The following is a 23,353-nucleotide window of genomic DNA, read 5'->3' on the forward strand; positions in this document are numbered from 1 at the left end:
GCCACCGGACCGGTGTGCCGGGCGGGCCCGGCCGGAGCCGGGCGGGCCGAACCCGACGGCGGGGTCGGCCCGAGACGAACCCAGGGTGCGGAGCCGGCCGGGCGCGGATCGGGGCTCACAACCATCCGTGCCGGGCGGCGTCGGCGCGCCGGCCACCGGGCGTCAGACCGGCGGGCGGGCCACCGGGCACCGGGTCGGCGGGGGCGGGCGGACCTGGAACGGGGCCGCCGGTGACGGTGGCACCACGGGCCGGCGGGACGTACCGGCCCGACGCGGTGCCGCCGCCACCGGCGGCCCCGAGGGTCACGCCTTCCCCGCCTCCAGCACCTGGTCGAGCAGGACCTCCGCCAGCTCGCCCACCCGGGGGTACTCGAAGACCACCCCGGCGGGCAACCTGAGCCCGGTGGCGGTCCGGAGCCGGTTACGCAGCTCCACCGAGGCGAGCGAGTCGAAACCGAGGTCGCGGAACGTCTGGCCGTGGTCGATCCCGCCGCTGCGGCCCAGGACCGACGCGACCTCGGTGCTCAAGAGCCGGACCAGGGCGTCGTGCCGGCGCTCCTCGGGCAGCTGGGCGAGCTGGTCGGCCCAGGAGGAGGACGACGCCGCGCCACGCGTGACCCGCTCGACGACCCGCCGTCCGGGCGGCGGGACGAGGTCACGGAACATCCCGGGGACGGTGTCCCGGTCCGTCCGGCCCCGCAGCGCGGCCCGGTCCAGTCGAACCGGCACCAGGTGGGCCTGGTCGCGGGTGACGGCCAGGTCGAAGAGGGTAAGGCCCTCCTCGTTGGACAGTCCGGCGACTCCGGCCCGGCTCATCCGGGCCAGGTCGGCCTCGGCGAGGTGCCCGGTCATCCCGCTGGACTCGGCCCACAGGCCCCAGGCCAGCGAGGTGGCGGTGCGGCCGGCGGACCGGCGCAGCGCGGCCAGCCCGTCGAGGAACGCGTTCGCGGCGGCGTAGTTGCCCTGACCGGCCAGCCCGATCGTCCCGGCGACCGAGGAGAAGAGCACGAAGGCGTCCAGCGGCAGGTCCCGGGTCAGGTCGTGCAGGTGCCAGGCGCCGTCCACCTTGGGCCGCAGGACCCGCGTCACCTGTTCCGGGGTGAGCGCCTCGACCGTGGCGTCGTCGAGCAGGCCGGCGGTGTGCACGACCGCGGTGAGCGGGTGCGCCACCGGTACCTCGTCGAGCACCTGCGCCAGCGCGTCCCGGTCGGCCACGTCGCAGGCCGCCACGGTCACCTCCGCGCCCAGCCCGGCGAGTTCCTTCTCCAGCTCGGCCACCCCGTCGGCGTCCCGGCCGCGCCGGCCGGTCAGCAGCAGGTGCCGGACGGCGTGCCGGGTGACCAGGTGCCGGGCCAACAGCCGCCCCAGCGTGCCGGTGCCGCCGGTGATCAGGACGGTGCCCTCCGGGTCGAGGCCGCCGGGCAGGGTCAGCACGAGCTTGCCCACGTGCCGGGCCTGCTGGAGGTGGCGGAAGGCCGCCGGGGCCCGGTCGATCGGCCAGGTGGTGACCGGGCTCGGCTCCAGCACGCCGGAGCCGAAGAGGTCCATCAGGGCGGCGAACATCGCCCGGATCCGGTCCGGGTCCACGGTCAGCAGGTCGAAGAACCGGTACGTGACCCCCGGGTGGTCGGTGGCGACCCGCTCGGCCGGACGGATGTCGGTCTTGCCCATCTCGACGAACCGGCCACCCCGGGGCAACAGCCGCAGCGAGGCGTCGGTGAACTCGCCGGCCAGCGAGTTGAGCACCACGTCCACGCCCTCCTGCCCGGTCGCGTCGGCGAACCACTGCTCGAAGTCCAGCGTGCGGGAGTTGGCGATGTGCGCGTCGTCGAAGCCGGCCTCCACCAGCGTGTCCCACTTGGCCGGGCTGGCCGTGGCGAAGACCTCGGCGCCCAGGTGCCGGGCGACCTGCACCGCCGCCATGCCGACCCCACCGGTGGCAGCGTGGATCAGCACCCGCTCGCCAGCCCGCAGGCCGGCCAGGTCGACCAGCCCGTACCAGGCGGTGAGGAAGACCGTCGGCACGCTGGCGGCGAGCGCGAAGGTCCAGCCCGCCGGGATGCGGGTGAGCAGCCGGTGGTCGGCCACCGCGACCGGACCGAAGGCCCCGTCGGGGAAGAGGCCCGTCACCCGGTCGCCGGGGGCCAGGTCGGTCACGCCCGCGCCGACCTCGACGACCACCCCGGCCGCCTCGCAGCCCATCGTCGCCGCGCCCGGATACATGTCGAGGGTGATCAGTACGTCGCGGAAGTTCAGGCCGGCGGCCCGGACCGCGATCCGGACCTCCCTCTCGCCCAGTGGACGGTCCGTCCCGGCGGGTCCGACCAGGGCCAGGTTGTCGATGGTGCCGCGCGGTTCGGCCAGCAGCCGCCAGTCCGACGTCTCCGGCACGACCAGGTCCTGTTCGGTGCCGGCGCGGGCCAGCCGGGGTACCCGCAGCGCGTCCCCCCGGACCGCCACCTGCGGCTCGGCGGTGGCGACCGCGGCGGGAACCCGCAGGTGCGACGGGGTGTCCAGGTCGACCAGCACGAACCGGCCGGGGTGCTCGGTCTGCGCGGAGCGCACGAGCCCCCACACCGCCGTGGTCGTCGGGTCCCGGACCGGCTCGCCCGGATCGGCGGCGACCGCCCGGAACGTGGTCAGCACCAGGCGGGAGGCGTCCAGCCGGTCACTGGCCAGCCACTGCTGGAGCAGGTCCAGCGTGGCGGTGACCGCCGAGTGGGTCGCCGGCACCATCTCCGGCTCCGGGGCCCCGGCGGTCGCCACCACCACGTCCGGCACCGGTGCCCCGGCCTCCACCGAGGCGAGCAGCGCGGCCAGGTCGGGGTGGACCGTCGCGCCGACCGCGTCCAGGTCGCTCTCGCCGAGCGCCGCCAGCCGCGTGGCTACGGCGGCCGGTGGTGCGGTCACCTCGGTCCAGGCCAGCTCCAGCAGCGAGTCCCGGTGCGCCGCCGTGGCGGTGAGCTGACCGGGGGCGGCGGGTTGCAGGGTCAGCGACTCCACCTCGGCGACCGGCGAGCCGGACTCGTCGGTCAGGGTCAGCGCCGCGCTCCGCTCCCCGGTGCGCCGGACGTGCACCCGCAGCGCGGTCGCCTCCACGGCGTGCACCCGCACCCCGCTCCACGCGAACGGCAGGGCGATCCCGGCCCGGGTGTCCCCGTCGAGCAGGACCGACACGAGGGGGTGCAGTGCCGCGTCGAGCAGTGCCGGGTGCACGTGGAAGCCGGTGACCGGCTGGTCGTCGGCGAGCCGTACCTCGGCGTAGAGGTCGTCGCCGTCCCGCCAGGCCCGGTGCAGGCCCCGGAACGTCGGCCCGTACCGGTAGCCGGCGTCGGCCAGCCGGGGGTAGGCGTCCGTCAGGTCCCACGGGGTGGCTCCCGCCGGAGGCCACTCGTCCAGGCGTGGCCCCTCGCCCGATCCGGCCTCGATGAGGGTTCCGGAGGCGTGCCGGACCCAGGTCCGGTCGGTGTCCGCCTCCCCGGTCGCCGGCCGGGAGTGGATGGTCACGGCCCGCCGCTCCGGCTCGTCGCCGGGGGAGACGCTGACCTGGATCTCCACCCCACCGGTGGCCGGCAGCACCAGCGGCGCCTCCAGGACCAGGTCGTCGACCGCGCCGCAGCCGGCCCGGTCGGCGGCGTACGAGGCCAGGTCGACCAGGGCGGTGCCGGGCAGCAGGACGGTGTCGCGTACCGCGTGGTCGGCGAGCCAGGGATGCGCGCGCCGGGACAGCCGGCCGGAGAGCAGCACCCCCGCGTCGCCGGCCAGGTCGATCTCGGCGTCCAGGAACCGGTGCCCCCCGGTCCGGTCCGGTGCCGGCCCGGCGGGCGCGGCGAGCCAGTGCCGGTGCGGTTGGAACGGGTACGTGGGCAGGGCGACCGTGCCGCGCGGCCCGGACGTCGGGTCGGCGACCAGCCGGGGCCGGTGCCCGGTGTGGGTGTGCACGTGGGCCAGGGAGAGCAGCAGTCGGGCGGCGGTGCCCTCGCCGCGCTTCAACGTCCCGGTGGTGGTGCCCGGGTGGTCGGCGGCGTCCAGGGTGTCCTGGACGCCGATGGTGAGCACCGGGTGCGGGCTGGCCTCGACGAAGTGGGTGTGCCCGGCGGCGGCCAGCGCCCGGACGGTCTCGGCGAACCGGACGGTGTTACGCAGGTTCTGGAACCAGTACCCGGTGCCCAACTCGGTGGTGTCGAGCAGCCCGCCGGTGTACGTGGACCAGAACGGGATCCGCGCGGCCCGGGGCCGGATCTCGCCGAGCAGTTCGTGCACCTGCTCGCGGATCGGCTCCACGAACGGGGTGTGCGAGGCGTAGTCGACGTCGATCCGGCGGGCGTTGACGTCCCGGCCCTGGAAGCTCGCGACCAGGTCCTCCAGGGCGGCGGCCTCGCCGGCCACCACCGTGGAGTACGGCCCGTTGATCGCCGCGACGTGGATCCGCCCCGTCCAGGGGGACAGGTCGACCTCCTCCACCGGCAGCGGCACGGAGACCATGCCCCCGGTGCCGGCCAACGCGGTGATCGCCTGCGACCGACGAGCCACGACCCGTGCCGAGTCGTCGAGGGTGAGCGCCCCGGCGACGTACGCGGCGGCGATCTCGCCCTGGCTGTGGCCGATCACCGCGTCCGGTTCGACGCCGTGCGCCCGCCAGGTCTCGGCGAGGGAGATCATCATGGCCCAGAGGACGGGTTGGATGACGTCCACCCGGTCCAGCGGCGGGGTGCCCGGTTCGCCGCGCAGCACGTCGAGGAGGTTCCAGTCGGTGTACGGGGCGAGCGCCTCGGCGCAGCCACGCAACTGCGCGGTGAAGACCGGGTGGGTGTCGAGCAGTCCCAGCGCCATGCCGACCCACTGGGAGCCCTGCCCGGGGAAGACGAAGACGGTCCTGCCCTCGGTCGGGGCGCCGGTGACCAGGTTCGGCGCGGACCGGCCCTCGGCGAGGGCGGCGAGCGCCTCGCGGGTCGCCTCCCGGCCGGCGGCGACCACGACCGCCCGGTGGTCGAACCGGGCCCGGGTGGTGGCCAGGGTGTGCGCGACCGCCGCCGGGTCGAGGTCGGGATGGGCGTCGAGGTGTCGGGCCAGGTTGGCGGCCTGCTCGCGCAGGGCGGCCGGGCCGCGTGCCGACAGCGGTAGGGCGACCACCGCGTCGACCGGGGCGGCCGGGTCGGCGTCGCCGCCCGTCGGGCCGGTGTCGAGGTCGGCCGGGGCCTCCTCCAGGATCACGTGCGCGTTGGTGCCGCTGATGCCGAACGAGGAGACCGCGCCCCGGCGGGGACGCCCGCCGCGCGGCCACGGCACCGCCTCGGTGAGCACGCTGACCGCGCCGGAGGACCAGTCCACGTGCGGCGAGGGCTCGGCCGCGTGCAGGGTGGGCGGGAGCAGGTCGTGCCGGAGCGCCTCGATCATCTTGATCACGCCGCCCACCCCGGCCGCCGCCTGGCTGTGCCCGATGTTCGACTTCAGCGAGCCAAGCCGGACCGGCCGGTCCGCCGGTCGGTCCTGCCCGTACGTGGCGAGCAGCGCGCCGGCCTCGATCGGGTCGCCGAGCTGGGTGCCGGTGCCGTGCGCCTCGACGGCGTCCACCTCGGCGGGGGAGAGGCCGGCGTCGGCCAGCGCGTCCCGGATCAGCCGTTCCTGGGACGGGCCGTTCGGGGCGGTGAGCCCGTTGCTGGCCCCGTCGGAGTTGATCGCGCTGCCCCGGATCACCGCGAGCACCCGGTGGCCGTTGCGGCGGGCGTCGGAAAGCCGCTCCAGCAGCAGCACCCCGGCGCCCTCGGCCCAGCCGGTGCCGTCCGCCCCGGCCCCGAAGGCCTTGCAGCGGCCGTCCGGCGCGAGCCCGCGCTGCCGGCTGAACTCGACGAAGATGCCCGGCGAGGACATCACGCACGCCCCGCCGGCCACCGCCAGGGTGCTCTCGCCCCGGCGCAGCGACTGCACCGCGAGGTGGATCGCCACCAGCGACGACGAGCAGGCGGTGTCCACCGTGAACGTCGGGCCCTCGAAGCCGAACACGTACGAGATCCGCCCGGAGGCGACGCTGGCGGTGCTGCCGGTGAGCCGGTACCCGTCGGAGCCGGCCGACGTCTCGTAGAGCCGTGGCCCGTACTCCTGGGACATCAGCCCCACGAAGACGCCGGTGCGGCTGCCGCGCAGCGTGGTCGGGTCGATGCCGGCCCGCTCGAACGCCTCCCACGAGGTCTCCAGCAGCAACCGCTGCTGCGGGTCCATCGCGGCGGCCTCGCGCGGGCTGATCCCGAAGAACTCCTCGTCGAACTCGTCGGCCCGGTGCAGGAAGCCACCGTGCCGGGCGTACGACTTCCCGGGCGCGCCGGGCTCCGGGTCGAACAGTCCCTCCAGGTCCCAGCCCCGGTTGGCGGGGAACTCGCCGATCGCGTCGACGCCCCCGGCGACCAGCCGCCACAGGTCCTCCGACGACCGGACGTCGCCGGGATAGCGGCAGCCGACGGCGACCACGGCGATCGGCTCGTCCGGGTCCGCGCCCGCCCGGCCGGCCGCCGCGTCGTCGCCCGCGCCGACCAGTTCGTCACGCAGGTGCCCGGCGAGAGCGGTCGGGGTCGGGTGGTTGAACAGCAGCCCGGAGGCGAGCCGCAGCCCGGTGGCCGCCGCGAGCCGGTTGCGCAGCTCCAGCGAGAGCACCGAGTCGAAGCCCAGGTCCCGGAAGGTCACGTCGACGCCGATCGCGGTGTCGGAGGCGTGTCCGAGCACCGCCGCGGCGTTCTTGCGGACCAGGTCGAGCGTCAGCCGGGACCGCTCGGGTCCGGGCAGCAGGACGAGTCGTTCGGCCAGGGTGCCGGTCAGGCCGGGCCGCGCGGCCCGGACGGGCTCCGCGTCCCGGACCGGGTGCGCCGCGCCGGCCGGCGCGGGCCCGGTCCGCGCCGGTCCGGTGGCGATCCAGTACGGCTCCCGCTGGAACGGGTACGTGGGCAGGTCGACCGTGCCGTGCGGAACGGATCCCGGGTCGACGGTGAGGGCCTGCGCCCGCCCGGTGCGGGTGTGCACGGTGGACAGCGAGAGCAGCAGCCGGCGCGGGCCGCCGTCGCCGCGCCGGAGGGTGCCGGTGGTGGTGCCGACGACGTCGGTCGAGTCCAGGCTGTCCTGGATGCCGACGGTCAGCACCGGGTGCGGGCTGGGCTCCACGAAGTGGGTGTGCCCGGTGGCGGCCAGCGCCCGGACGGTCTCGTCGAGGCGGACCGGGTTGCGCAGGTTCCCGTACCAGTAGGCGGCGGTCAGGGCGGTGCCGTCGACCGGGCCGGCGGTCACCGTGGACCAGAACGGGATCCGGGCGACGGTCGGCCGCAGCTCACCGAGCATCTCGTCCCACCGCTCGCGCAGCGGCTCGACATGGTGGGTGTGCGAGGCGTAGTCGATGTTGACGCGGCGGCAGGTGATCCCCCGCTCGGCGTGCGCGGCGGTGATCTCGTCGAGGGCGTCCAGGTCGCCGGAGACCACCGTGGAGTACGGCCCGTTCAGTGCGCCGACGTGCAGCCGTCCCGCCCACGGGGTCAGGTCGACCTGGTCGGGCGGCAGCGGCACGGAGACCATGCCCCCGGTGCCGGAGATCGCGGTGATCGCCTGGGCGCGACGGGCCACGATCCGCGCCGACTCGTCGAGGGTGAGCGCCCCGGCGACGTACGCGGCGGCGATCTCGCCCTGGCTGTGGCCGATCACCGCGTCCGGTTCGACGCCGTGTCCCCGCCACGTCTCCGCCAACGAGATGATCATCGCCCAGAGTGCCGGCTGGAGCACGTCCACGCGGTCCAGCGGCGGGGCGTCCGGTGCGCCGCGCAGCACGTCGAGGAGGTTCCAGTCGGTGTACGGGGCGAGCGCCTCGGCGCAGCCACGCAACTGCGCGGTGAAGACGGGGTGGGTGTCGAGCAGTCCCAGCGCCATGCCGACCCACTGGGAGCCCTGCCCGGGAAACGCGAAGACCACCTTTCCGCCAGTGGCGGCGCCGGCTACCAGCCCACCGTCGGGATGCCCCTCGGCCAGCGCGGTCAGCGCCGTCCGCGCCTCGGCGACGTCCCCGGCGACCACCACGGCGCGGTGGTCGAACCGGGTCCGCGTGGTGGCCAGGCTGTGCGCCACCGCGACCGGATCGAGGTCGGGGTGGGCGTCCAGGTGCCGGACCAGGTTGGCGGCCTGCTCGCGCAGGGCGCCCTCGCTCCGTGCCGAGAGCGGCCAGGCGATCACCTCGGCCGTCGACCCGGTTACCTCCGGGGCGGTCGTCGGTGGTGGAGAGGTGGTTGCAGGGGACCCCTCCTCATCACCAGACGGTAGGAAGGGCCCCCTGCAACCACCGGCCACGCCGCTCGCCGACTCCGCGCCGACCGGCTGGCCCGGGGCGGCGGCGAGCACCAGGTGGCAGTTGGTGCCGCCGATGCCGAACGAGGAGACCCCGGCGAGCAGGGGCGCATCCGGTCGCGGCCAGTCGCCCGCCCGCTGCTGCACCCGTAGCCGCAGCTCGTCCAGCGGGATGGCCGGGTTGGGGGTGGTGAAGTTCAGGCTGGCCGGGAGGAACCGGTGACGCAGGGCGAGCACCGCCTTGAGCAGCCCGACGACGCCGGCCGCTCCCTCCAGGTGACCGACGTTGGTTTTGGCCGAGCCGACCAGCAACGGCGCGTCGGCCGGGCGGCCCGCACCGAGCACGCGGCCCAGCGCGCCCGCCTCGACCGGGTCGCCGACCCGGGTGCCGGTGCCGTGCAACTCGACGTACTGCACGTCGAGCGGGTCGACGCCGGCGTCGGCGTACGCCAGCCGCAGCACCTCCTCCTGCGCCGCGCGGCTGGGTACGGTCAGCCCCTCGGCCACCCCGTCGTTGTTGACCGCGCCCCCGAGGATGACCGCGTGCACCCGGTCGCCGTCGGCCAGTGCCCGAGCCAGGGGCTTGAGCAGCACGGCCGCGCCGCCCTCGCCCCGGACGTAGCCGTTGGCGCGGGCGTCGAAGGTGTGACAGCGGCCGTCGGGCGAGAGCGCCCCGGCCCGCGCCATGCCGGTGGTGCTCTCCGGAGCCATGATCAGGTTCACGCCGGCCGCGATGGCCAGGGTGGACTCGCCCCGGCGCAGGCTCTCGCAGGCCAACTGCACCGACACCAGCGACGACGACTGTCCGGTGTCGACGGTCATGCTCGGCCCGGTCAGGCCGAGGTGGTGGGAGACCCGGTTGGCGAGGATGCTGCGGTGCACCCCGGTCACGGTGTGCGGGGAGACCGCCTCCGGACCGCCCCGGTAGGACAACGTCGCGTAGTCGTCCCAGATCGCGCCGACGAAGACCCCGGTGCGGCTGTCCCGCACCGACGCGGGGACGATCCGGGCCTCCTCCAGCACCTCCCAGCTCAGCTCCAGCATCAGCCGTTGCTGCGGGTCCATCGCCGCGGCCTCGCGGGGACTGACACCGAAGAAGGCCGCGTCGAAGGTGTCGACCCGGTCCAGGAAACCGGCCCGACGTACCTCCACCGGCGGTTCGCCCACGTCCCGCCACCGGTCCGCCGGCGGCTCGCCGACCGCCTCGACCCCGTCACGCAGCAACTCCCAGAAGGCGCCCGGGCCGGGTGCCTTGGGGAGCCGGCAGGCGAGCCCGACGATCGCTATGGGTTCGGTACGCCCCACGGGTGCCTCACCCACGGTGGTCTGCGGTTCGCTCACGGTTCCCTCCCGGGCGCGGTGGTTCTGACAGGCGCGGCGGTGTCGTCTGGGCGGCGCTCCGCGCGGGTGCGCGACGGGCGCCGACGCTGCGCACGCCCGACGCCACGAAGCTCTGCCGGACGGCTGGCTGGCTGGCCGGGCTGAGGTGGTTGCAGGGGACCCTTGCTCATCAAAAAGCGGTAACAAGGGGCCCCTGCTACCACCCCAGCCCGGCTGGGGCGGTGCGGTGCGGTGGGTCAGCGGTGCAGGAGGGCGGTCAGCACGCGTTCGACGGTGGACTCGGTGGGCTCCGCGTCGGCCGGGGAACGCCAGCAGACGAAGCCGTCCGGTCGGACGAGCACCGCACCCTGCGCGGCGACGCCGTACGTGTCGTGCCAGGGGCGGTCGTCCTCGACCAGGTCCGCGCCGATCCGGTGGACGTCGAGGTCGACACCGAGCCGCTTGGCGGCGGCCGTCGCGGCGGCCCGCCACGGTTCGCCGGCCGAGCCGAGCAGCAGCGCCGGCCGGCGGCCGAACAGGTCCAGCGTGGAGATCCGCTGCCCGTCCCGGCGCAGCCAGACGTGCGGCGCGCGGGTGCCGGGCCGGCCGCCGAGCTGGCGTGGGTCGACCAGGGCGGCGGTGCGGACCCCGCCCGGCCCGGGCGGGGCGGCGGGGACGGCGTCGCCCGGCTCGGCGACCACGGCGGACGAGTCGTAGACGTAGCCGAAGGTCACCATCAGGGTGTCCCGGACGGCGGCCTTCTGCTCCGGGGTGGCGAACCCGCCCCGGGTGGCCAGCCGGAGTCCGGCCTGGGTCATCACGGTCACCCCGACCGGGTGGCGCTCGGCGTCGTAGGTGGCCAGCAGCGTGGGGGAGGCCGACCCGGTCAGCACGGCGTGCAGCTTCCAGGCCAGGTTGTGCGCGTCGTGGATGCCGGTGTTCGCGCCGTATCCGCCGACCGGCGGCACCACGTGCGCGGCGTCGCCGACGAGGAGGATCCGTCCGTCGGTGAACCGTTCGGCGACCAGCGCGCCCATCTCCCACGGCATGACGCTGCGCAGCCCGACCTCCAGGTCCGGTACGCCCACCGCCGCCCGGACCAGCTCGACGCAGCGCTCGTCGGTGAAGTCCTCCGGGCGCTCGCCCTTCTCCGGGTGGTAGGTGACGATCAGGGTGCCCTGGCCGAGCGAGTCGTCGTGTCCGAGGATGCCCTCGACCCGGTCGTTCTCCACCTGGCAGATGGCGAACCGGCGACCGGCGAGCGGTCCGGTGAGGTCGGCGCGGAACAGGATGCTCATCTGGTGGCGGACCACGCCGCGGCCGTGCCGCCGGATGCCGAGCCGTTCCCGGATCGGGCTGTGCGTGCCGTCCGCGGCGACCAGGTACTCCGCCCGGACGGTCCGCCGGGTCCCGGTCTTCCGGTCCTGCACGGTGGCGGTGACGCCCTCGTCGTCCTGGACGAGATCGACCAGCTCCACGCCGAAGCGGATGTCGGCGCCCAGCTCGTGGGCCCGGTCCAGGACCAACGGTTCGATCCGGTCCTGCGGGAGCGAGACCAGCCGCTCGATCGGGCTGATGTCGCTGACGTCCTCCTCGTCGGGGATCCGCGACATGTGGATCTCCCGGCCGGTCAGCGACTCGACCTTGCCGTTGAGGACGTGCCCGGCGAAGCCGGCGCTCTCGGCGTAGATCGCGTCGGTGAGCCCGACCGAGCGGTACAGCTCCAGGGTGCGCGGGTACCAGCCCCAGGCGCGGGGGTGGATGGCGGTGCCCGGGTGGCGTTCGACGAGGACCGACCGGACGCCGTGCGCGGACAGGAACAGGGAGGTGGAGAGCCCCACCACCCCACCCCCGACGATCAGTACTGGTGTTGTCTCGTCGTACACGAGTGACTCCTCCCGGATGACGGCCGGCCCAGCCTGGCAGCCCCGCTTGGAGGACGGCTCGAAGCGCGCTTGGAGATCAACGGGGTCGTTTCCGGTACGACGACGGGCGCCTCCCGTCGGTGACGGGAGGCGCCCGAGGCGGGTGTGCCGGTGCGGCTCAGCGGTGGGGTGGGGTGGTCCGCCGCCGGGCGACGAGGACCGCGACGATCGCGCCGAGGACGGCCAGGACGACCGGCAGGAACCGGAAGCCGCCCGGGTCGCCGGAGGTGAGCAGGCCGACGACGCCGATGATCTGGTCGATCACCAGGCCGGCGAAGAACCCGGCCACGAGGCCGATCAGAACTGCCACCAGCGTCCTCATGAGCTGCCTCCCACCCTCGGCGTGTCGGTACCTATAGCGATTCTACCTATGGGTTCCCCGGGGTGGGCCGGGGAAACCCGTCGGTCACTCCGCCACGTAGGTGCGGTGGCTCCAGGTGAACAGCCGCAGGCTGCGCCCCTGCCCGTCGACGATCCGGTCGGGCGCGACCCGGAAGTGGTCGTAGCAGTTGCCGTTGCGGAGCTTCACCGTCGAGGCGGCCTCGTCGGCGCGGCAGTACCGGTCGGCGACCTCGCCGGCGCGGCCCGGTCCGCCCCGTAGCAGGGCGTTGGGTTGGCTCCCGTTCAGGATGCTGGTCGGTTGATCCGTCGGCATGGCGTCACTCCGTTCAGCTCAGGGATGTCACACCCTCGGCCGGCGACGGCGTCGTCGCCGGCTGGTCCGGTACGGGCTCGTCGGCGAGGCGTCGCGTCAGCGAACGGACGGAGAGCGCCAGGGCCGCCGCCACGGCGAGCCCGATGCCGCCGAGCACCAGGTAGAAGGTGGCGTCGGAGACCACCGCGGTGATCCCGGCGAGCTGCCCGCCGGTGGCCGCGCCGACCGCCGCGAAGAGCCAGAACAGGCCGATCATCTGGCTGGAGAAGCCCGGCGGGGCGACCTGGGCGGCCAGGCTGAGCCCGACCGGCGCCACCACCAGCTCACCGCAGACGATGATCAGGTAGACGGTCAGCAGCCAGAGCGGCGAGACCGGTCCGCTCTCGGCGAGCGAGGCGGCGAAAGCCATGATCACGAACGAGACGCCGCCGAGGAGCATGCCGACGACGAACTTCGGCGGCACCGCCACCCGGGAGCCCATCCGCACCCAGAGCGCGGCGAACGCGGGAGCGAGCAGCAGCAGGAACAGCGGCTGCGCCGACTGGAACCAGCTCGCCGGCACCTCGAAGCCGAACACGTCCCGGTCGACCGAGTCCTTGGCGAAGATGTTCATCAGGGCGGGGCCCTGGGCGTAGAGCATCCAGAAGAACGCCGAGGCGATCAGCATCCAGAGGAACGCCCGTAGCCGTACCCGGTACGGCTGGATCTCCGGGCGGCGGTTCAGCCGGACCCAGTAGACCACCGGCACGCCGAGCACCATCAGGCCGAGGAGCATCAGCACCTGCTGGAGGGCGATCACCCCGCTGGCCACGCCGAGCACGGCCAGCAGCGCCGGGACGCCACCGAAGATCGCCGAGCGCCGCCAGACGCGGGACCGTACCTCGGGGGGCGCGGGGTTCGACGGGCGGGAGCCGACGTCGCCGAGGCCGCGCATCCCGACGACGTACTGGATCAGGCCGACGACCATGCCGAACGCGGCGATGCCGAAACCCAGGTGCCAGTTGATCTTCTCGGCGGCGAAGCCGGTGATCAGCGGGGCGAGCAGCGCGCTGACCTGGACGCTCATGTAGAACAGCGAGAAGGCCGCCTCCCGCCGTTCCGGCTGGCCCTGGTACATGTCGCCGACCATCGCCGCCATGCTCGGCTTGACCAGGCCGGTGCCGATGATGATGCAGCCCAGCCCCAGGTAGAGGGTGGGTTCCGCGGGCACCGAGAGGAAGATGTGTCCGGCGGTGATGAAGACGCCGCCCCAGAGGGTGGCGCGTCGGGCGCCGAGGATCCGGTCGGCGAGCCAGCCGCCCGGCAGGGCGGCCATGAACACCAGGGACATGTACATGCCGAAGAGCGCGGCGGCGTCCACCTCGGACATCCCCATGCCGCCGTCCTCCGGGGAGGCGACCAGGAACAGCGCCAGGATGGCGAGCATCCCGTAGAAGCTGAACCGCTCCCACATGTCGACGACGAAGAGGGTGCCGAACCAGCGGGGCTGGCCGAGGAAGGTCTTTTCGGTGGGCGGGAGCGGTGTCGCTGTCGAGGTCATGGCCTCTCATCCCCTTCTGACGGTGCGGGTGAGACCGGCCGTCGTGGCCGGGCGGCTGGCGGTGGGTGGCCGGCGGAGCATCTCGACCACCGCGCACGACCAGGTGAACCCCGCGCCGACACCGGCGAGGAAGCAGCGCTGACCGGGTTGCAGGACGCCCGAGTCGACGATCTGCCCCAGCCCGGCGATCTGGTCGCCGGCGCCGAGGTGGCCGACCTGGCGTCCCCAGGACCAGGTGGTCCGGTCGGGGTCGATGGCGAACTTGTTCAGGAAGTGGGCGTTGAGCCGCCCGCGCCCGAGGTTGGGCAGGACGAACCAGTCGATGTCCGCCAGCTTCACCTCGGCGTCGGCCAGGGCCCGCTCGATCGCCTCGGACTGGCCCCGGTCGATCCGGTCGAGGATGCCGTCGAGCCCGCTGGACCGGACGAAGTCCTGCCGCACCTTCTCCACGTCCACGCATGCCCGGGCGCTGAACGGGACCGGGCCGAACGGGTCCACCCCGCGCTGCATCTGCTCCAGCCCGGCGTCGGCGACCGTGACGATGCTGCGCAGCCGGGCGAACCCGGGTCGGCGGGAGACGACGACGGCGGTGCCGGCGTCGCCGAAGACGGTGCCCGGATCGCTGCGCCACCGGTCGAACCCGGGAGCGCAGAACCGGTCCCCGGTGGTGACCAACGCGCTGGTCCGCGCCGGGTCGCCGAGCAGGTAGCTCACCGCCAGCTCCAGCGCGCAGAGGCCGCCGTTGGACATCTGCCGCACCTCGATGGCCGGGCAGGAGTTCCCCAGCACCTCGCGCTGCACGTACGAGGCCGGGGCCCACATGTCGTGCCCCTGGTACCAGGTGTTGGCGTGCAGGACCAGGTCGATCTCCGCCGGCCGCGCCCCGGCCTGCCGGAGCGCGGTCCGCGCCGCGTGCGCGGCCATCTCCGGGCCGGACTCGCCCTCGCTCACGCAGACCGACTGCACCTCGGTACGCCAGACCTGCCGGCGCTCACAGTGCCCGGCCCGCTCGGCCTCCTCCAGCGTCATCACCGGGGGCAGGCGACGCCCGGTGCCGACGACGTAGAGGTTCTCGACCCTCATGCCGACGGTCCCGTGGTGCTGCCGGCGAGCCGCCGCCGGTGGTGGCGCTCGGTCATGGTGCGGCCTCCAAACTCCGTCGCTGCCCAGTCCTGGGCCGTGTCGTGCGTCCCCGGGTCGCGGGGGCCGGATGCGGGCGGGCGGTGGCCGGAGAGCCCCCGGTCAGGGGTCCTCCGGCCACCGGTGGACCGCCGGGCGTCCCGCCCGGCCCTCGTCCCGGACGGCCCGCCGGCCGCCCGGTGGTACGGCGACGCTCAGAACGCCGCGGACACCTCGAAGACCTCGAAGAAGTTCTCCTGCTCGCGGTCCTGGTACTGGCGCAGCGGAGAGGTGGAGGGGCGGTGCGAGACGCCCTCCTCCCAGACCCGGAAGGCCGCCAGGCTCTCCCACTCGCTGAGCACCACCAGCCGGTGCGGGTCCGTGGTGGACCGCAGCAGCTCGTTGCCGATGAGGCCGGGGGTGCCCTCCAGGTGCCGGCTGATCTGGTCGTACGCCTTCGCGACCGCGTCCGCGTCGTCGGCCGGCGCGCGGTGCCACACCATCACCCGGGCGCGACCGGCGGCGCTCACCGCAGGGCCTTCGCGGCCTCACCGGCCGGCAGCGCGAAGACGACGTTCATGGTGAACATCGCCCCGCCGTGCCGGTACGGGTGCAGCTTCTTGCGGTGCTCCACGTGCTCGTCGCTGTGCTCGAACTCCCGGAACCGCGGCTCGTCCACCCAGTCGCTGATGACGTAGTAGGTCGAGTCCTGCGTGGAGTCCTTCAGCAGCCACTGGCCGAGGTTGGCCGGGTGATCGGTGATGACGCTGCCGATGGAGAGCCAGGTCTGCTCGAAGCCGTCCTCCATCCCCGGGTTGATGTCGAACCGCAGCATGACCCGGAACACGGGGTTGCTCATGATCAGATACCTCCGTCGACGGGGATTTGCGCGCCACTGACGTAGCGGGACTTGTCACTGGCCAGGAAGAGCACGACCTCGGCCACCTCGTCCACGTGGCCGAGCCGGCCGAGCGAGGTGAGCTGCGCGTACCGGGCCTCCATGGCGGCCCGCTGCTCCGGGGTGAGCCGCGCCATCTCCTCGGTGGCGATGACGCCCGGCTCGACCAGGTTCACCCGGATGCCCCGACGGCCCAGCTCCTTGCAGAGCGAACGGGTCAGCCCGACCAGGCCGGCCTTGGCCGCGGTGTAGTGCGCCCGCATCGGGATGCCCACCTTGGCCACCCGGGAGCCGATGTTGACCACCGACGCGCCCTCGCCCATCAGCGGCAGGGCCTTCTGGACGACCAGGAAGGTGCCGGTCAGGTTGGTGTCGACAACCGCGTGCCAGTCGGCCAGCGACAGGTCGTCGTAGCCGATGTGGCTGATCACGCCGGCGTTGTTGACCACCACGTCCAGGCCGCCCAGCCGGACCTTGCACTCGGCCAGCAGCTGGTCGATCTGCTCCGCGTCACCGACGTCGGCGCGGACCAGGTGGTGCTGCCCCGGGGTGTCCTTCAGCTCCCGGGCCAGGCTCTCCACGGCCTCGCCCTCGGAGCGGTAGCAGGTCACCACGTTCGCGCCGGCCTTCGCCAGGGTCAGCACGATCGCCCGGCCGATGCCGCGCGTACCGCCGGTGACCAGGGCGTTCTTGCCGGCAAGTAGCTGTTCCATCAGTCCTCCAGGTAAGGGGTGGCGCCGGCTTCAGGAGCGGGCGACAGCGGCCTTCTCGATCCGTTCCTTGATGGCCGCCATCTGGATGGCCGAGTTCTTGAGCAGGTGCGCGGCCATGGCCGCGTCGTCGAAGGGCATCTCGTCCTTGACGTGGAACTCCTGCTCCCAGCGCATCTCCACGCCGCCGTCGACCTCGCGGTACGCCCAGAAGATGTTCATGAAGTCGAACGGGCCGGTCTCGATCCGGTGCGCCCGGACGGTCCGGGTCGCCGGGTCGGAGGTCCGCTCGGAGACCCAGGTGTTGACCCGGCCGTTCTCGTCCGGGTGCATGGTCAGCCGGAACCGGATGGTGTTCCCGTCCCGCTCCAGCACCTCCGCCGAGGCGTACTCGGTGAAGAGGTCCGGCCAGTTCGGGACGTCGTTGGTCATCTCCCAGACCAGGTCCATCGGCGCGTCGATGACGACGGCGCACTCCGTCTTCTCGGCCATCGTCACGCCGCCGCGGTGAGCTGGGCGTTGACGAACTCGATCAGCTCGCGCGGGGTGCGCAGGTCGCTGATCTTCTCCTCGGGGACCGAGGCCGGGAACTCCTTCTCCAGCCGGCTGACCACCTCGAGCAGGGCCAGCGAGTCGTAGCCGAGGTCGGTGAAGAGGGTGTCGCGGATGTCGGCGCTCAGGTCGACCGAGTCGTCCACGCCCACCGTCGCGCGGATCACGCGCGTCAGGTCGTCCAGGGTCATCTCACGCATGGCAGGAGCCTCCAGTCGGTTGTGTGGTGGATCGTCACGAGGTGGCACGGACGACGACGGCGGAGTTGAACCCGCCGTGCCCGCGGCCGAGCACCAGCGCGGTGCGCACCGGCGCGGTACGGGGACGCTCCCGGACGAGGTCGATGTCGCAGCCGGGGGCGAGGGTGTCGACGTTGATCGTCGGCGGGATGACGCCGTCGCGGATGGAGAGCAGGGCGCTGACCGTGTCGAGGGCGCCCGCGCCGGCGTAGATCCGGCCGGTCATCGTCTTCGGCGCGGTCACCGGCACCCGGTTCGGGCCGAAGATCGCGCTGATCGCCGCCGCCTCGACCCGGTCCAGCTCCGGCACGCCGTACGCGTCGGCGAAGACCACGTCCACGTCGGCGGGCTCGACGCCCGCGTCGGCGAGCGCCAGTCGGGCGGCCTGTTCCAGGGTCGGCTTACGGTCCCCGCCGGGGCGGGGGTCGAAGGTGGCCGCGTACCCGGCGATCTCCCCGTAGACGCGCGGCGCGCCGCGCCGACGGGCGGTCTCGGCGTCCTCGACCACCAGGATCGCGCCGCCCTCACCCGGGACGTAGCCGTTCGCCCGCGTGTCGAACGGGAGGAACGCCGCGTCCGGGTTGTCGCTGTGGCTCAGGTTGCCGGTGGGCATCTGAGCCACCACACCGGCCGGCGACATCGCCGACTCGGTGCCGCCGACCAGGACCAGCTGGTGGTCCTGCCGCAGCACCCGGCGGCCGTGGCCGATCGCGTCCAGGCCGCCGGCCTGCTCGGAGACCACCACCCCGCAGTGCCCGCGCAGCTTGTGCCGGATGGAGAGCTGCCCGGTGGTGGCCGCGTAGAACCAGGCGATCGACATGTACGCGCTGACGTGCTCCGGGCCCTGCGTCCAGAGCTTCTCCAGCTCCCGCTGGCCGACCTCGACGCCGCCGGTGGCGTTCGCCGTGATCACGCCGATCTCGTACTCGGGGAGCTGGGTCAGGTCGACCTCGGCATCCTTGATCGCCATCTCGGCGGCCACGAACGCCAGGTGGCTCATGGCCGAGGTCTCCACCAGCAGGCGGCTCGGCACGTGCTCGCTCGGGTCGAAGGTGGCCAGCTCACCGGCGAGCTTCACCGGGTAGCGCGGGGCGTCGAACCGCTGGATGCGGTTGATGCCGCTCTTCCCGTCCAGGATGGACGACCAGTAGGTCTCGGTGTCCATGCCGTTGGGCGCCATGACGCCCAGGCCGGTCACCACCGCTGTCTTCATGCCGGCACCGCCTCGGGGTCGACGACCAGGATCGCGCTCTGGAAGCCGCCGAAACCGCTGCCCACGCTGAGCGCGGCGTCGGTGCGGTGCTCACGCGCGATCATCGGTACGTAGTCCAGGTCGCACTCGGGGTCCCTGGTGGTCAGGTTGGCCGTGGGGGGCACCACGTTGTGCTTGACGGCCAGCGCGCAGGCGGCCACCTCGATCGAGCCGATCGCGCCCAGCGAGTGACCCACCATCGACTTGATGGAGCTCATCGGGGTGGCGTACGCGTGCTGGCCGAGGCTGGCCTTGACCGCCGCCGTCTCGTGCCGGTCGTTCTGCTTGGTGCCCGACCCGTGCGCGTTGACGTAGTGGATGTCCTCGGGGTTCAGCCGCGCCTGATCCATGCTCAGCCGGATCGCCTCGGCCATCTCCCGTCCGTCCGGCTTGAGGCCGGTCATGTGGAAGCCGTTGGCCCGGGTGGCGTACCCGGCGATCTCGCAGTAGATCGGCGCGCCCCGGCGGCGGGCCGACTCGGCGCTCTCCAGCACGAACATCGCCGCGCCCTCGCCGAGGATCAGCCCGCGCCGGTTGCCGTCGAACGGCCGGCAGGCCGACTCCGGGGTGTCGTTGAAGGTCGACGTGGCCCGGATCGCGTCGAAGCAGGCCACCGTGATCGGCGAGATCGGCGCGTCGGTCGACCCGGCGATCACGATGTCCGCCGTGCCCTCGCGGATCAGGTTGGCCGCGTAGCCGAGCGCGTCGATGCCGGAGGTGCAGCCGGAGGAGACCACCGAGGCGGGACCCTCGGCACCGGTCGCCCAGGCCACCTCGCGCGCCAGCGAGCTGGGCGCGAAGTAGTCGTACATCTCGGGGACCGCGTACTCGTGGTCGACGATCCACTTGCGACCGCCGTCGCTGACCACGGTGTACTCGGTCTCCAGCCCCATCGTGCAGCCGACCGCGTTGCCGACGGTGACCGCCGTACGGGTCGGGTTCAGGTCGGCCAGGGCCAGGCCGCTGTCCTGCACCGCCTCGCGGGTGGCGAGGACGGCCAGCTGGGCGGCCCGGTCCATCCGCCGGACCTCCTGCGGGGTCAGGCCCATCTTCGCCGGGTCGAAGTCGATCTCGGCGGCGACCTGGCAGCGGAAGTCCGACGGGTCGAAGAAGGTGATGCGTCGGGTGGCGGTCCGGCCGGCGGTCAGCATGTCCCAGAACGCCTGGCGACCGACGCCGCCCGGCGCCATCACGCCGATGCCGGTGACCGCGACGCGCGGTGCGCTCACTGGTGCCCTCCGACCTGGGGCGCCGGCTCGTTCTCCCGGCCGGGCAGGAACTCGGTGTCGATGTGACCCAGTTCCGGCCGGGGCGCGAGCGGGCAGAGGTGGAAGATCACCTGGGCCGGCTCCTGGCCGCGGTTCTCCACCCGGTGCTTGACGTTGATCGGCACCAGGCACGCCTCACCCGGGCCGAGGTCGACGTACTCGGTGTCGATCCGCATGGTGATCTGACCGCTCACCACGTAGATGGACTCCTCCGAATACGGGTGGATGTGCTCGCACACGAATTCGCCCGGCTCCAGGGTGAGCATTCCGCCGAATCCGGTGGTGGACTTCACCGTCTTCGGGCTCAGCAGGATACGGACATCACCGCCGCGCCGACGGTTCGGCTGAACGTCGCTCCACGAAACCTTCGTGGCTGCTGACGTGGTGGTCACGGTTTTCTCCTCTCGGCCTGCGGTGCCGGTTCCGATGACGGTCACTTGTCCGGCGTCCAGGTGTAGAACGGCTCGGCCATGGCGTCCTTCGGTTCGGCCCAGGCCGGGTCGTACGGGCTGATGAACTGCGCCAGCTTGTCGTGGATGTCCTGGTAGAGCGGGTGGCTGCGGGCCTTGTACAGGTCGCGGTTGATGGACTGGTCCGCCTCCACGAGGTGGAAGTAGAGGTCGTGGAAACGGAACAGCGTCCGCCGGTCCACCCCGATCATGTGCGGCAGTTCGGTGGCGTCCGATTCGGCGAAAATGTTGGCGACCGACGCGGCATCCGCCGGGTTCATACGGGCCACAATGAGCGTCCGGTGCACAGTCCTCTCCTTTCGGCTGATGCAGGGTTGATCGCCAGGAGTGCCGATCAGGGTCGGCCAGGCATCCCGGTCTCTACTGCGAAATGATTTCGTCGGCGCCTCGAAGGCGCTTAAAGCCCGGATGGAGCATTCGCGAATCCACCGGGGTGGGAACCGCCGTCAGGCGTCGTGCCGGCCGATCATCTCGTGCACCGCGGCGGCGTCCTGGTCGCCGTAGCCCGCGTCGATCGCCTCGGTGAAGGTGACCGCGGACCGCTCGATGACCGGCATGTCCACGCCCACCTTGGCCGCCTCCGCGAGGGCGAGGCGGAGGTCCTTGTTCATCAGCCGGGTCCGGAAGGCCGCCGGCTCGTACCTGCGCTCGCGCATCAGCGCGGCCCGGAACGACATCACCTTGGAGCTGAAGCCGCTGCGCTCCACCGCCATCAGCAGCATGTCCCGGTCCAGGCCGGAGCGTTCGCCGTAGGCGACCGCCTCGGCCATCGAGGCGACCTGCGCGCCGAGCATGGCGTTGAAGACCAGCTTCATGGTGGCGGCCATCCCGGGCGGGCCCAGGTAGACCACCTGCGGACCGAGCAGGGCGAGAATGTCCTCCACCTCGGCCAGGTCGGCCTGCGTGCCGGCGGTCAGCACCCGCAGTTCGCCGTTACGGGCCTGGTGCGGGTTGCCGACCACGCACGCCTCGATCCGCTTCACCCCCGCCCGTGCCGCCCGCTCGCCCGCCTCCCGGGCGTACGTGGGGGAGACCGTGGAGGTGTCGACGATCGGTGTGCCCGGCCGGGCCGCCGCGCACACCGCGCCGAAGAGGACCTGCTCGACGGCCTCCTCGTCGGCGAGGCTGACCAGCACCACGTCCGCCCCGGCGACCGCCTCGGCCGGCGAGTCCGCCTGCCGTGCCCCGGCCGCCACCAGCCCGGCGGCCTTCGCCGCGGTCCGGTTCCACACGGTCAGCTCCACGCCGCTGTCCAACAGCCGGTGGGCCATCCCGCCGCCCATGCCGCCCAGGCCGAGGACGGCCACCTTCCGGCCGGCCATCAGATCCCGCCGTCCACGTGCAGGGTCGCCCCGGTCACGTACGCCGAAAGCGGGCTGGCCAGCAGGAGGACCGCGTTCGCCACGTCCTCGGAGGTGCCGAGGCGGCGCAGCGCGGCGTTGGACTTGATCCGCTCGTACATCTCCGGCGGCAGGCCGGCGCCCGGCTCGGTCTCGATGATGCCGGGGGAGACCTCGTTGATCCGGACGCCGCGCGGGCCGACCTCCTTGCACACCGAGCGCATCCAGCCGTTGATGGCGGCCTTGCTGGCGGTGTAGTGGGCCTTGCCGGCGAGGCCCCGGGTGCTCACCGAGGCGCCCACGACGACGATCGACGCGCCCGCGCCGAGCAGCGGCAGAGCGGCGTGGGTGACCAGGTGGAACGCGGTCAGGTTGGTGTCCAGCACCCGCCGCCACTCGTCGAGGGTCACCTCGGCGGCCGGCGCGTGGCTGTCCACCCCGGCGCTGTTGACCACGATGTCCAGCCCGCCCAGCTCGTTCTTCGCGGACTCGACGAGCCGGGTGACGTCCTCCGGCTTCCGCAGGTCGGCCTGGACGACGTGGTGGTTGCCGTCGGTCGCCTTCAGGTCCCGGGTGAGGCTCTCCGCCGCCTCGTGGTCGTGCCGGTAGCAGGTGACGACCGAGGCGCCGGCCCCGGCCAGGGCGGTGACGATCGCCCGTCCGATGCCGCGGGTGCCACCCGTGACCAGGGCGCGCTTGCCGGCCAGTTGAAGATCCACGATTCCTCCGGTTTCGGGCGGCGCCGCCGGCAGGGCCGACGGCGCCGCGCACTCGATGGTTCTCAGAACTCGGTCAGACGAGCGTGATCAGGCGGTACAGGCCCTCGACGGCACGCGGGTGGCCGGTGGTGGCGTTGGTCGCGTACGAGTAGAGGAGGTACGCGCCCGGCGTCAGCTCGGTGCGGACGATGGCCTGCTTGCCGGCCGAGAGCGGGGCGAGGCCGATCGGCATGGTGGTCACCGGGGACTCGCTCGGCCACTGGCCGTTCTTGATCGCCTCGAAGTACGCCGCCACGTCCTCGGCCGTCGCGCCCGGCGCGAGCCGGGACAGGACCGCCTCGTTGTTGTGCCGGGTGGTGTTGACGACCAGGTGCTCACCGGTGGCCTTCAGCTTCCGGCTCGGCACCAGGAACGACACGGAGTCGTTGCGCTCCCGGTGCAGGACGTAGTCGTCGACGTCCGGGAACCGGGGGACGCCCAGCCCGGTCACCGTCAGCGGCTTCACCTGCGGCACCGCCGTGGCGCTGGTGTAGTCGAAGTTGACCAGGTGGTAGGTGCCCGGCAGCAGGAACTGCGTGAACGACACCCGCGAGTCCGGCGTCACGACCGCGCCGCCGAGGTTCTCGGCGCAGGCCACCAGCTCCCGCTCGGCGGCGGCCCGCTCGGCCGGGTCGTAGGCCGAGGTGGCGGCCAACGCGGTGAGGTACCGGTCCACCGACACCCCCGACCGCAGCCGGATCAGCAGCAGCGACCGGCCACCCGGCTCCGGGGTGCTGACCCGGAAGGTGACCGAGCCGCCGCGCAGCTGGCCCGGCGCGGTGAAGCTGTCGGGGTGGATGACGATGTCCACCGGAGCCGGACCGGTGGCGGGGGCCGGCGCGGCCTTCGCGGGCGCGGCCACGGCCAGGCCCGCCAGGGCGGCCCCGGCGGCACCGCCCAGCAGCAGGCGACGACGCGAGACGGCGCGTCCGGTATCGGGTTTCGCTGTCACAGGAACTTTCTCCTTTGTGGAGGGTTCGGATGGATCCCGGCC

Annotated in this window: 19 protein-coding genes; all 19 read right to left on the reverse strand. The window is 73.3% G+C overall.

Going from position 1 to position 23,353, the window contains the following annotated elements:
- Positions 1-115: 115 nt before the first annotated feature.
- Positions 116-307, reverse strand: a complete 192-nt coding sequence (locus QSK20_RS18235) for a hypothetical protein (protein WP_285789789.1) — start codon at positions 305-307, stop codon at positions 116-118.
- Positions 304-9,654, reverse strand: a complete 9,351-nt coding sequence (locus QSK20_RS18240; protein ID WP_285789790.1) for a type I polyketide synthase — start codon at positions 9,652-9,654, stop codon at positions 304-306. Before QSK20_RS18240 ends, QSK20_RS18235 begins: the two co-directional genes overlap by 4 nt.
- Before the next feature lie 236 nt (positions 9,655-9,890).
- Entirely contained in the window at positions 9,891-11,519 is a 1,629-nt protein-coding gene (locus tag QSK20_RS18245) for an FAD-dependent monooxygenase (RefSeq protein ID WP_285789791.1), read from the reverse strand.
- Positions 11,520-11,676: 157 nt separating this feature from the next.
- Positions 11,677-11,880 (reverse strand): DUF5957 family protein, encoded by a 204-nt coding sequence (locus QSK20_RS18250; RefSeq protein WP_285789792.1) that lies wholly within the window; start codon positions 11,878-11,880, stop codon positions 11,677-11,679.
- 84 nt (positions 11,881-11,964) lie between these two features.
- Complete coding sequence (locus QSK20_RS18255; RefSeq protein ID WP_285789793.1) at positions 11,965-12,213, reverse strand: DUF5988 family protein; 249 nt, start codon at positions 12,211-12,213, stop codon at positions 11,965-11,967.
- A gap of 13 nt (positions 12,214-12,226) precedes the next feature.
- Positions 12,227-13,753 carry a peptide MFS transporter gene (locus tag QSK20_RS18260; RefSeq protein ID WP_285789794.1) on the reverse strand — a complete coding sequence of 509 codons (1,527 nt, stop codon included), beginning with the start codon at positions 13,751-13,753 and terminating at the stop codon, positions 12,227-12,229.
- 6 nt (positions 13,754-13,759) lie between these two features.
- Positions 13,760-14,836: a ketoacyl-ACP synthase III family protein gene (locus tag QSK20_RS18265; protein WP_285789795.1), complete on the reverse strand. Its 1,077-nt coding sequence runs from the start codon at positions 14,834-14,836 to the stop codon at positions 13,760-13,762.
- Positions 14,837-15,087: 251 nt separating this feature from the next.
- Complete coding sequence (locus tag QSK20_RS18270) at positions 15,088-15,402, reverse strand: antibiotic biosynthesis monooxygenase family protein (RefSeq protein ID WP_285789796.1); 315 nt, start codon at positions 15,400-15,402, stop codon at positions 15,088-15,090.
- Complete coding sequence (locus tag QSK20_RS18275; protein WP_285789797.1) at positions 15,399-15,731, reverse strand: antibiotic biosynthesis monooxygenase family protein; 333 nt, start codon at positions 15,729-15,731, stop codon at positions 15,399-15,401. The genes QSK20_RS18270 and QSK20_RS18275 overlap by 4 nt, the downstream gene beginning before the upstream one ends.
- A 2-nt stretch (positions 15,732-15,733) precedes the next feature.
- Positions 15,734-16,483 (reverse strand): SDR family NAD(P)-dependent oxidoreductase, encoded by a 750-nt coding sequence (locus QSK20_RS18280; RefSeq protein ID WP_285789798.1) that lies wholly within the window; start codon positions 16,481-16,483, stop codon positions 15,734-15,736.
- Positions 16,484-16,513: 30 nt separating this feature from the next.
- Positions 16,514-16,972 (reverse strand): SRPBCC family protein, encoded by a 459-nt coding sequence (locus tag QSK20_RS18285; protein WP_285789799.1) that lies wholly within the window; start codon positions 16,970-16,972, stop codon positions 16,514-16,516.
- Positions 16,973-16,974: 2 nt separating this feature from the next.
- Positions 16,975-17,232, reverse strand: coding sequence for an acyl carrier protein (locus QSK20_RS18290; protein ID WP_285789800.1), 258 nt, complete (start codon positions 17,230-17,232; stop codon positions 16,975-16,977).
- A 34-nt stretch (positions 17,233-17,266) separates the two neighbouring features.
- Positions 17,267-18,484: a ketosynthase chain-length factor gene (locus tag QSK20_RS18295; RefSeq protein ID WP_285789801.1), complete on the reverse strand. Its 1,218-nt coding sequence runs from the start codon at positions 18,482-18,484 to the stop codon at positions 17,267-17,269.
- Positions 18,481-19,713, reverse strand: coding sequence for a beta-ketoacyl-[acyl-carrier-protein] synthase family protein (locus QSK20_RS18300; RefSeq protein ID WP_377660363.1), 1,233 nt, complete (start codon positions 19,711-19,713; stop codon positions 18,481-18,483). Before QSK20_RS18300 ends, QSK20_RS18295 begins: the two co-directional genes overlap by 4 nt.
- 35 nt (positions 19,714-19,748) lie before the next feature.
- Positions 19,749-20,183: a cupin domain-containing protein gene (locus tag QSK20_RS18305; RefSeq protein WP_285789803.1), complete on the reverse strand. Its 435-nt coding sequence runs from the start codon at positions 20,181-20,183 to the stop codon at positions 19,749-19,751.
- 41 nt (positions 20,184-20,224) lie between these two features.
- A complete protein-coding gene (locus QSK20_RS18310; RefSeq protein ID WP_275028338.1) occupies positions 20,225-20,548 on the reverse strand; it encodes a TcmI family type II polyketide cyclase in 324 nt (107 codons plus the stop codon).
- A 159-nt stretch (positions 20,549-20,707) separates the two neighbouring features.
- The gene (locus QSK20_RS18315; protein ID WP_285789804.1) at positions 20,708-21,583 is read right to left on the reverse strand and encodes an NAD(P)-dependent oxidoreductase; all 876 of its coding nucleotides are present in this window, start codon (positions 21,581-21,583) and stop codon (positions 20,708-20,710) included.
- Positions 21,583-22,320 carry an SDR family NAD(P)-dependent oxidoreductase gene (locus QSK20_RS18320; RefSeq protein ID WP_285789805.1) on the reverse strand — a complete coding sequence of 246 codons (738 nt, stop codon included), beginning with the start codon at positions 22,318-22,320 and terminating at the stop codon, positions 21,583-21,585. Before QSK20_RS18320 ends, QSK20_RS18315 begins: the two co-directional genes overlap by 1 nt.
- 73 nt (positions 22,321-22,393) lie before the next feature.
- On the reverse strand, positions 22,394-23,311 hold the full coding sequence (locus tag QSK20_RS18325) for an NADH dehydrogenase [ubiquinone] iron-sulfur protein 5 (protein WP_285789806.1): 918 nt from the start codon (positions 23,309-23,311) through the stop codon (positions 22,394-22,396).
- Positions 23,312-23,353: the final 42 nt, after the last annotated feature.

Source organism: Micromonospora sp. NBRC 101691 (assembly GCF_030269285.1).
In the GTDB taxonomy this organism is placed as follows: Bacteria; Actinomycetota; Actinomycetes; order Mycobacteriales; family Micromonosporaceae; genus Micromonospora; species Micromonospora echinospora.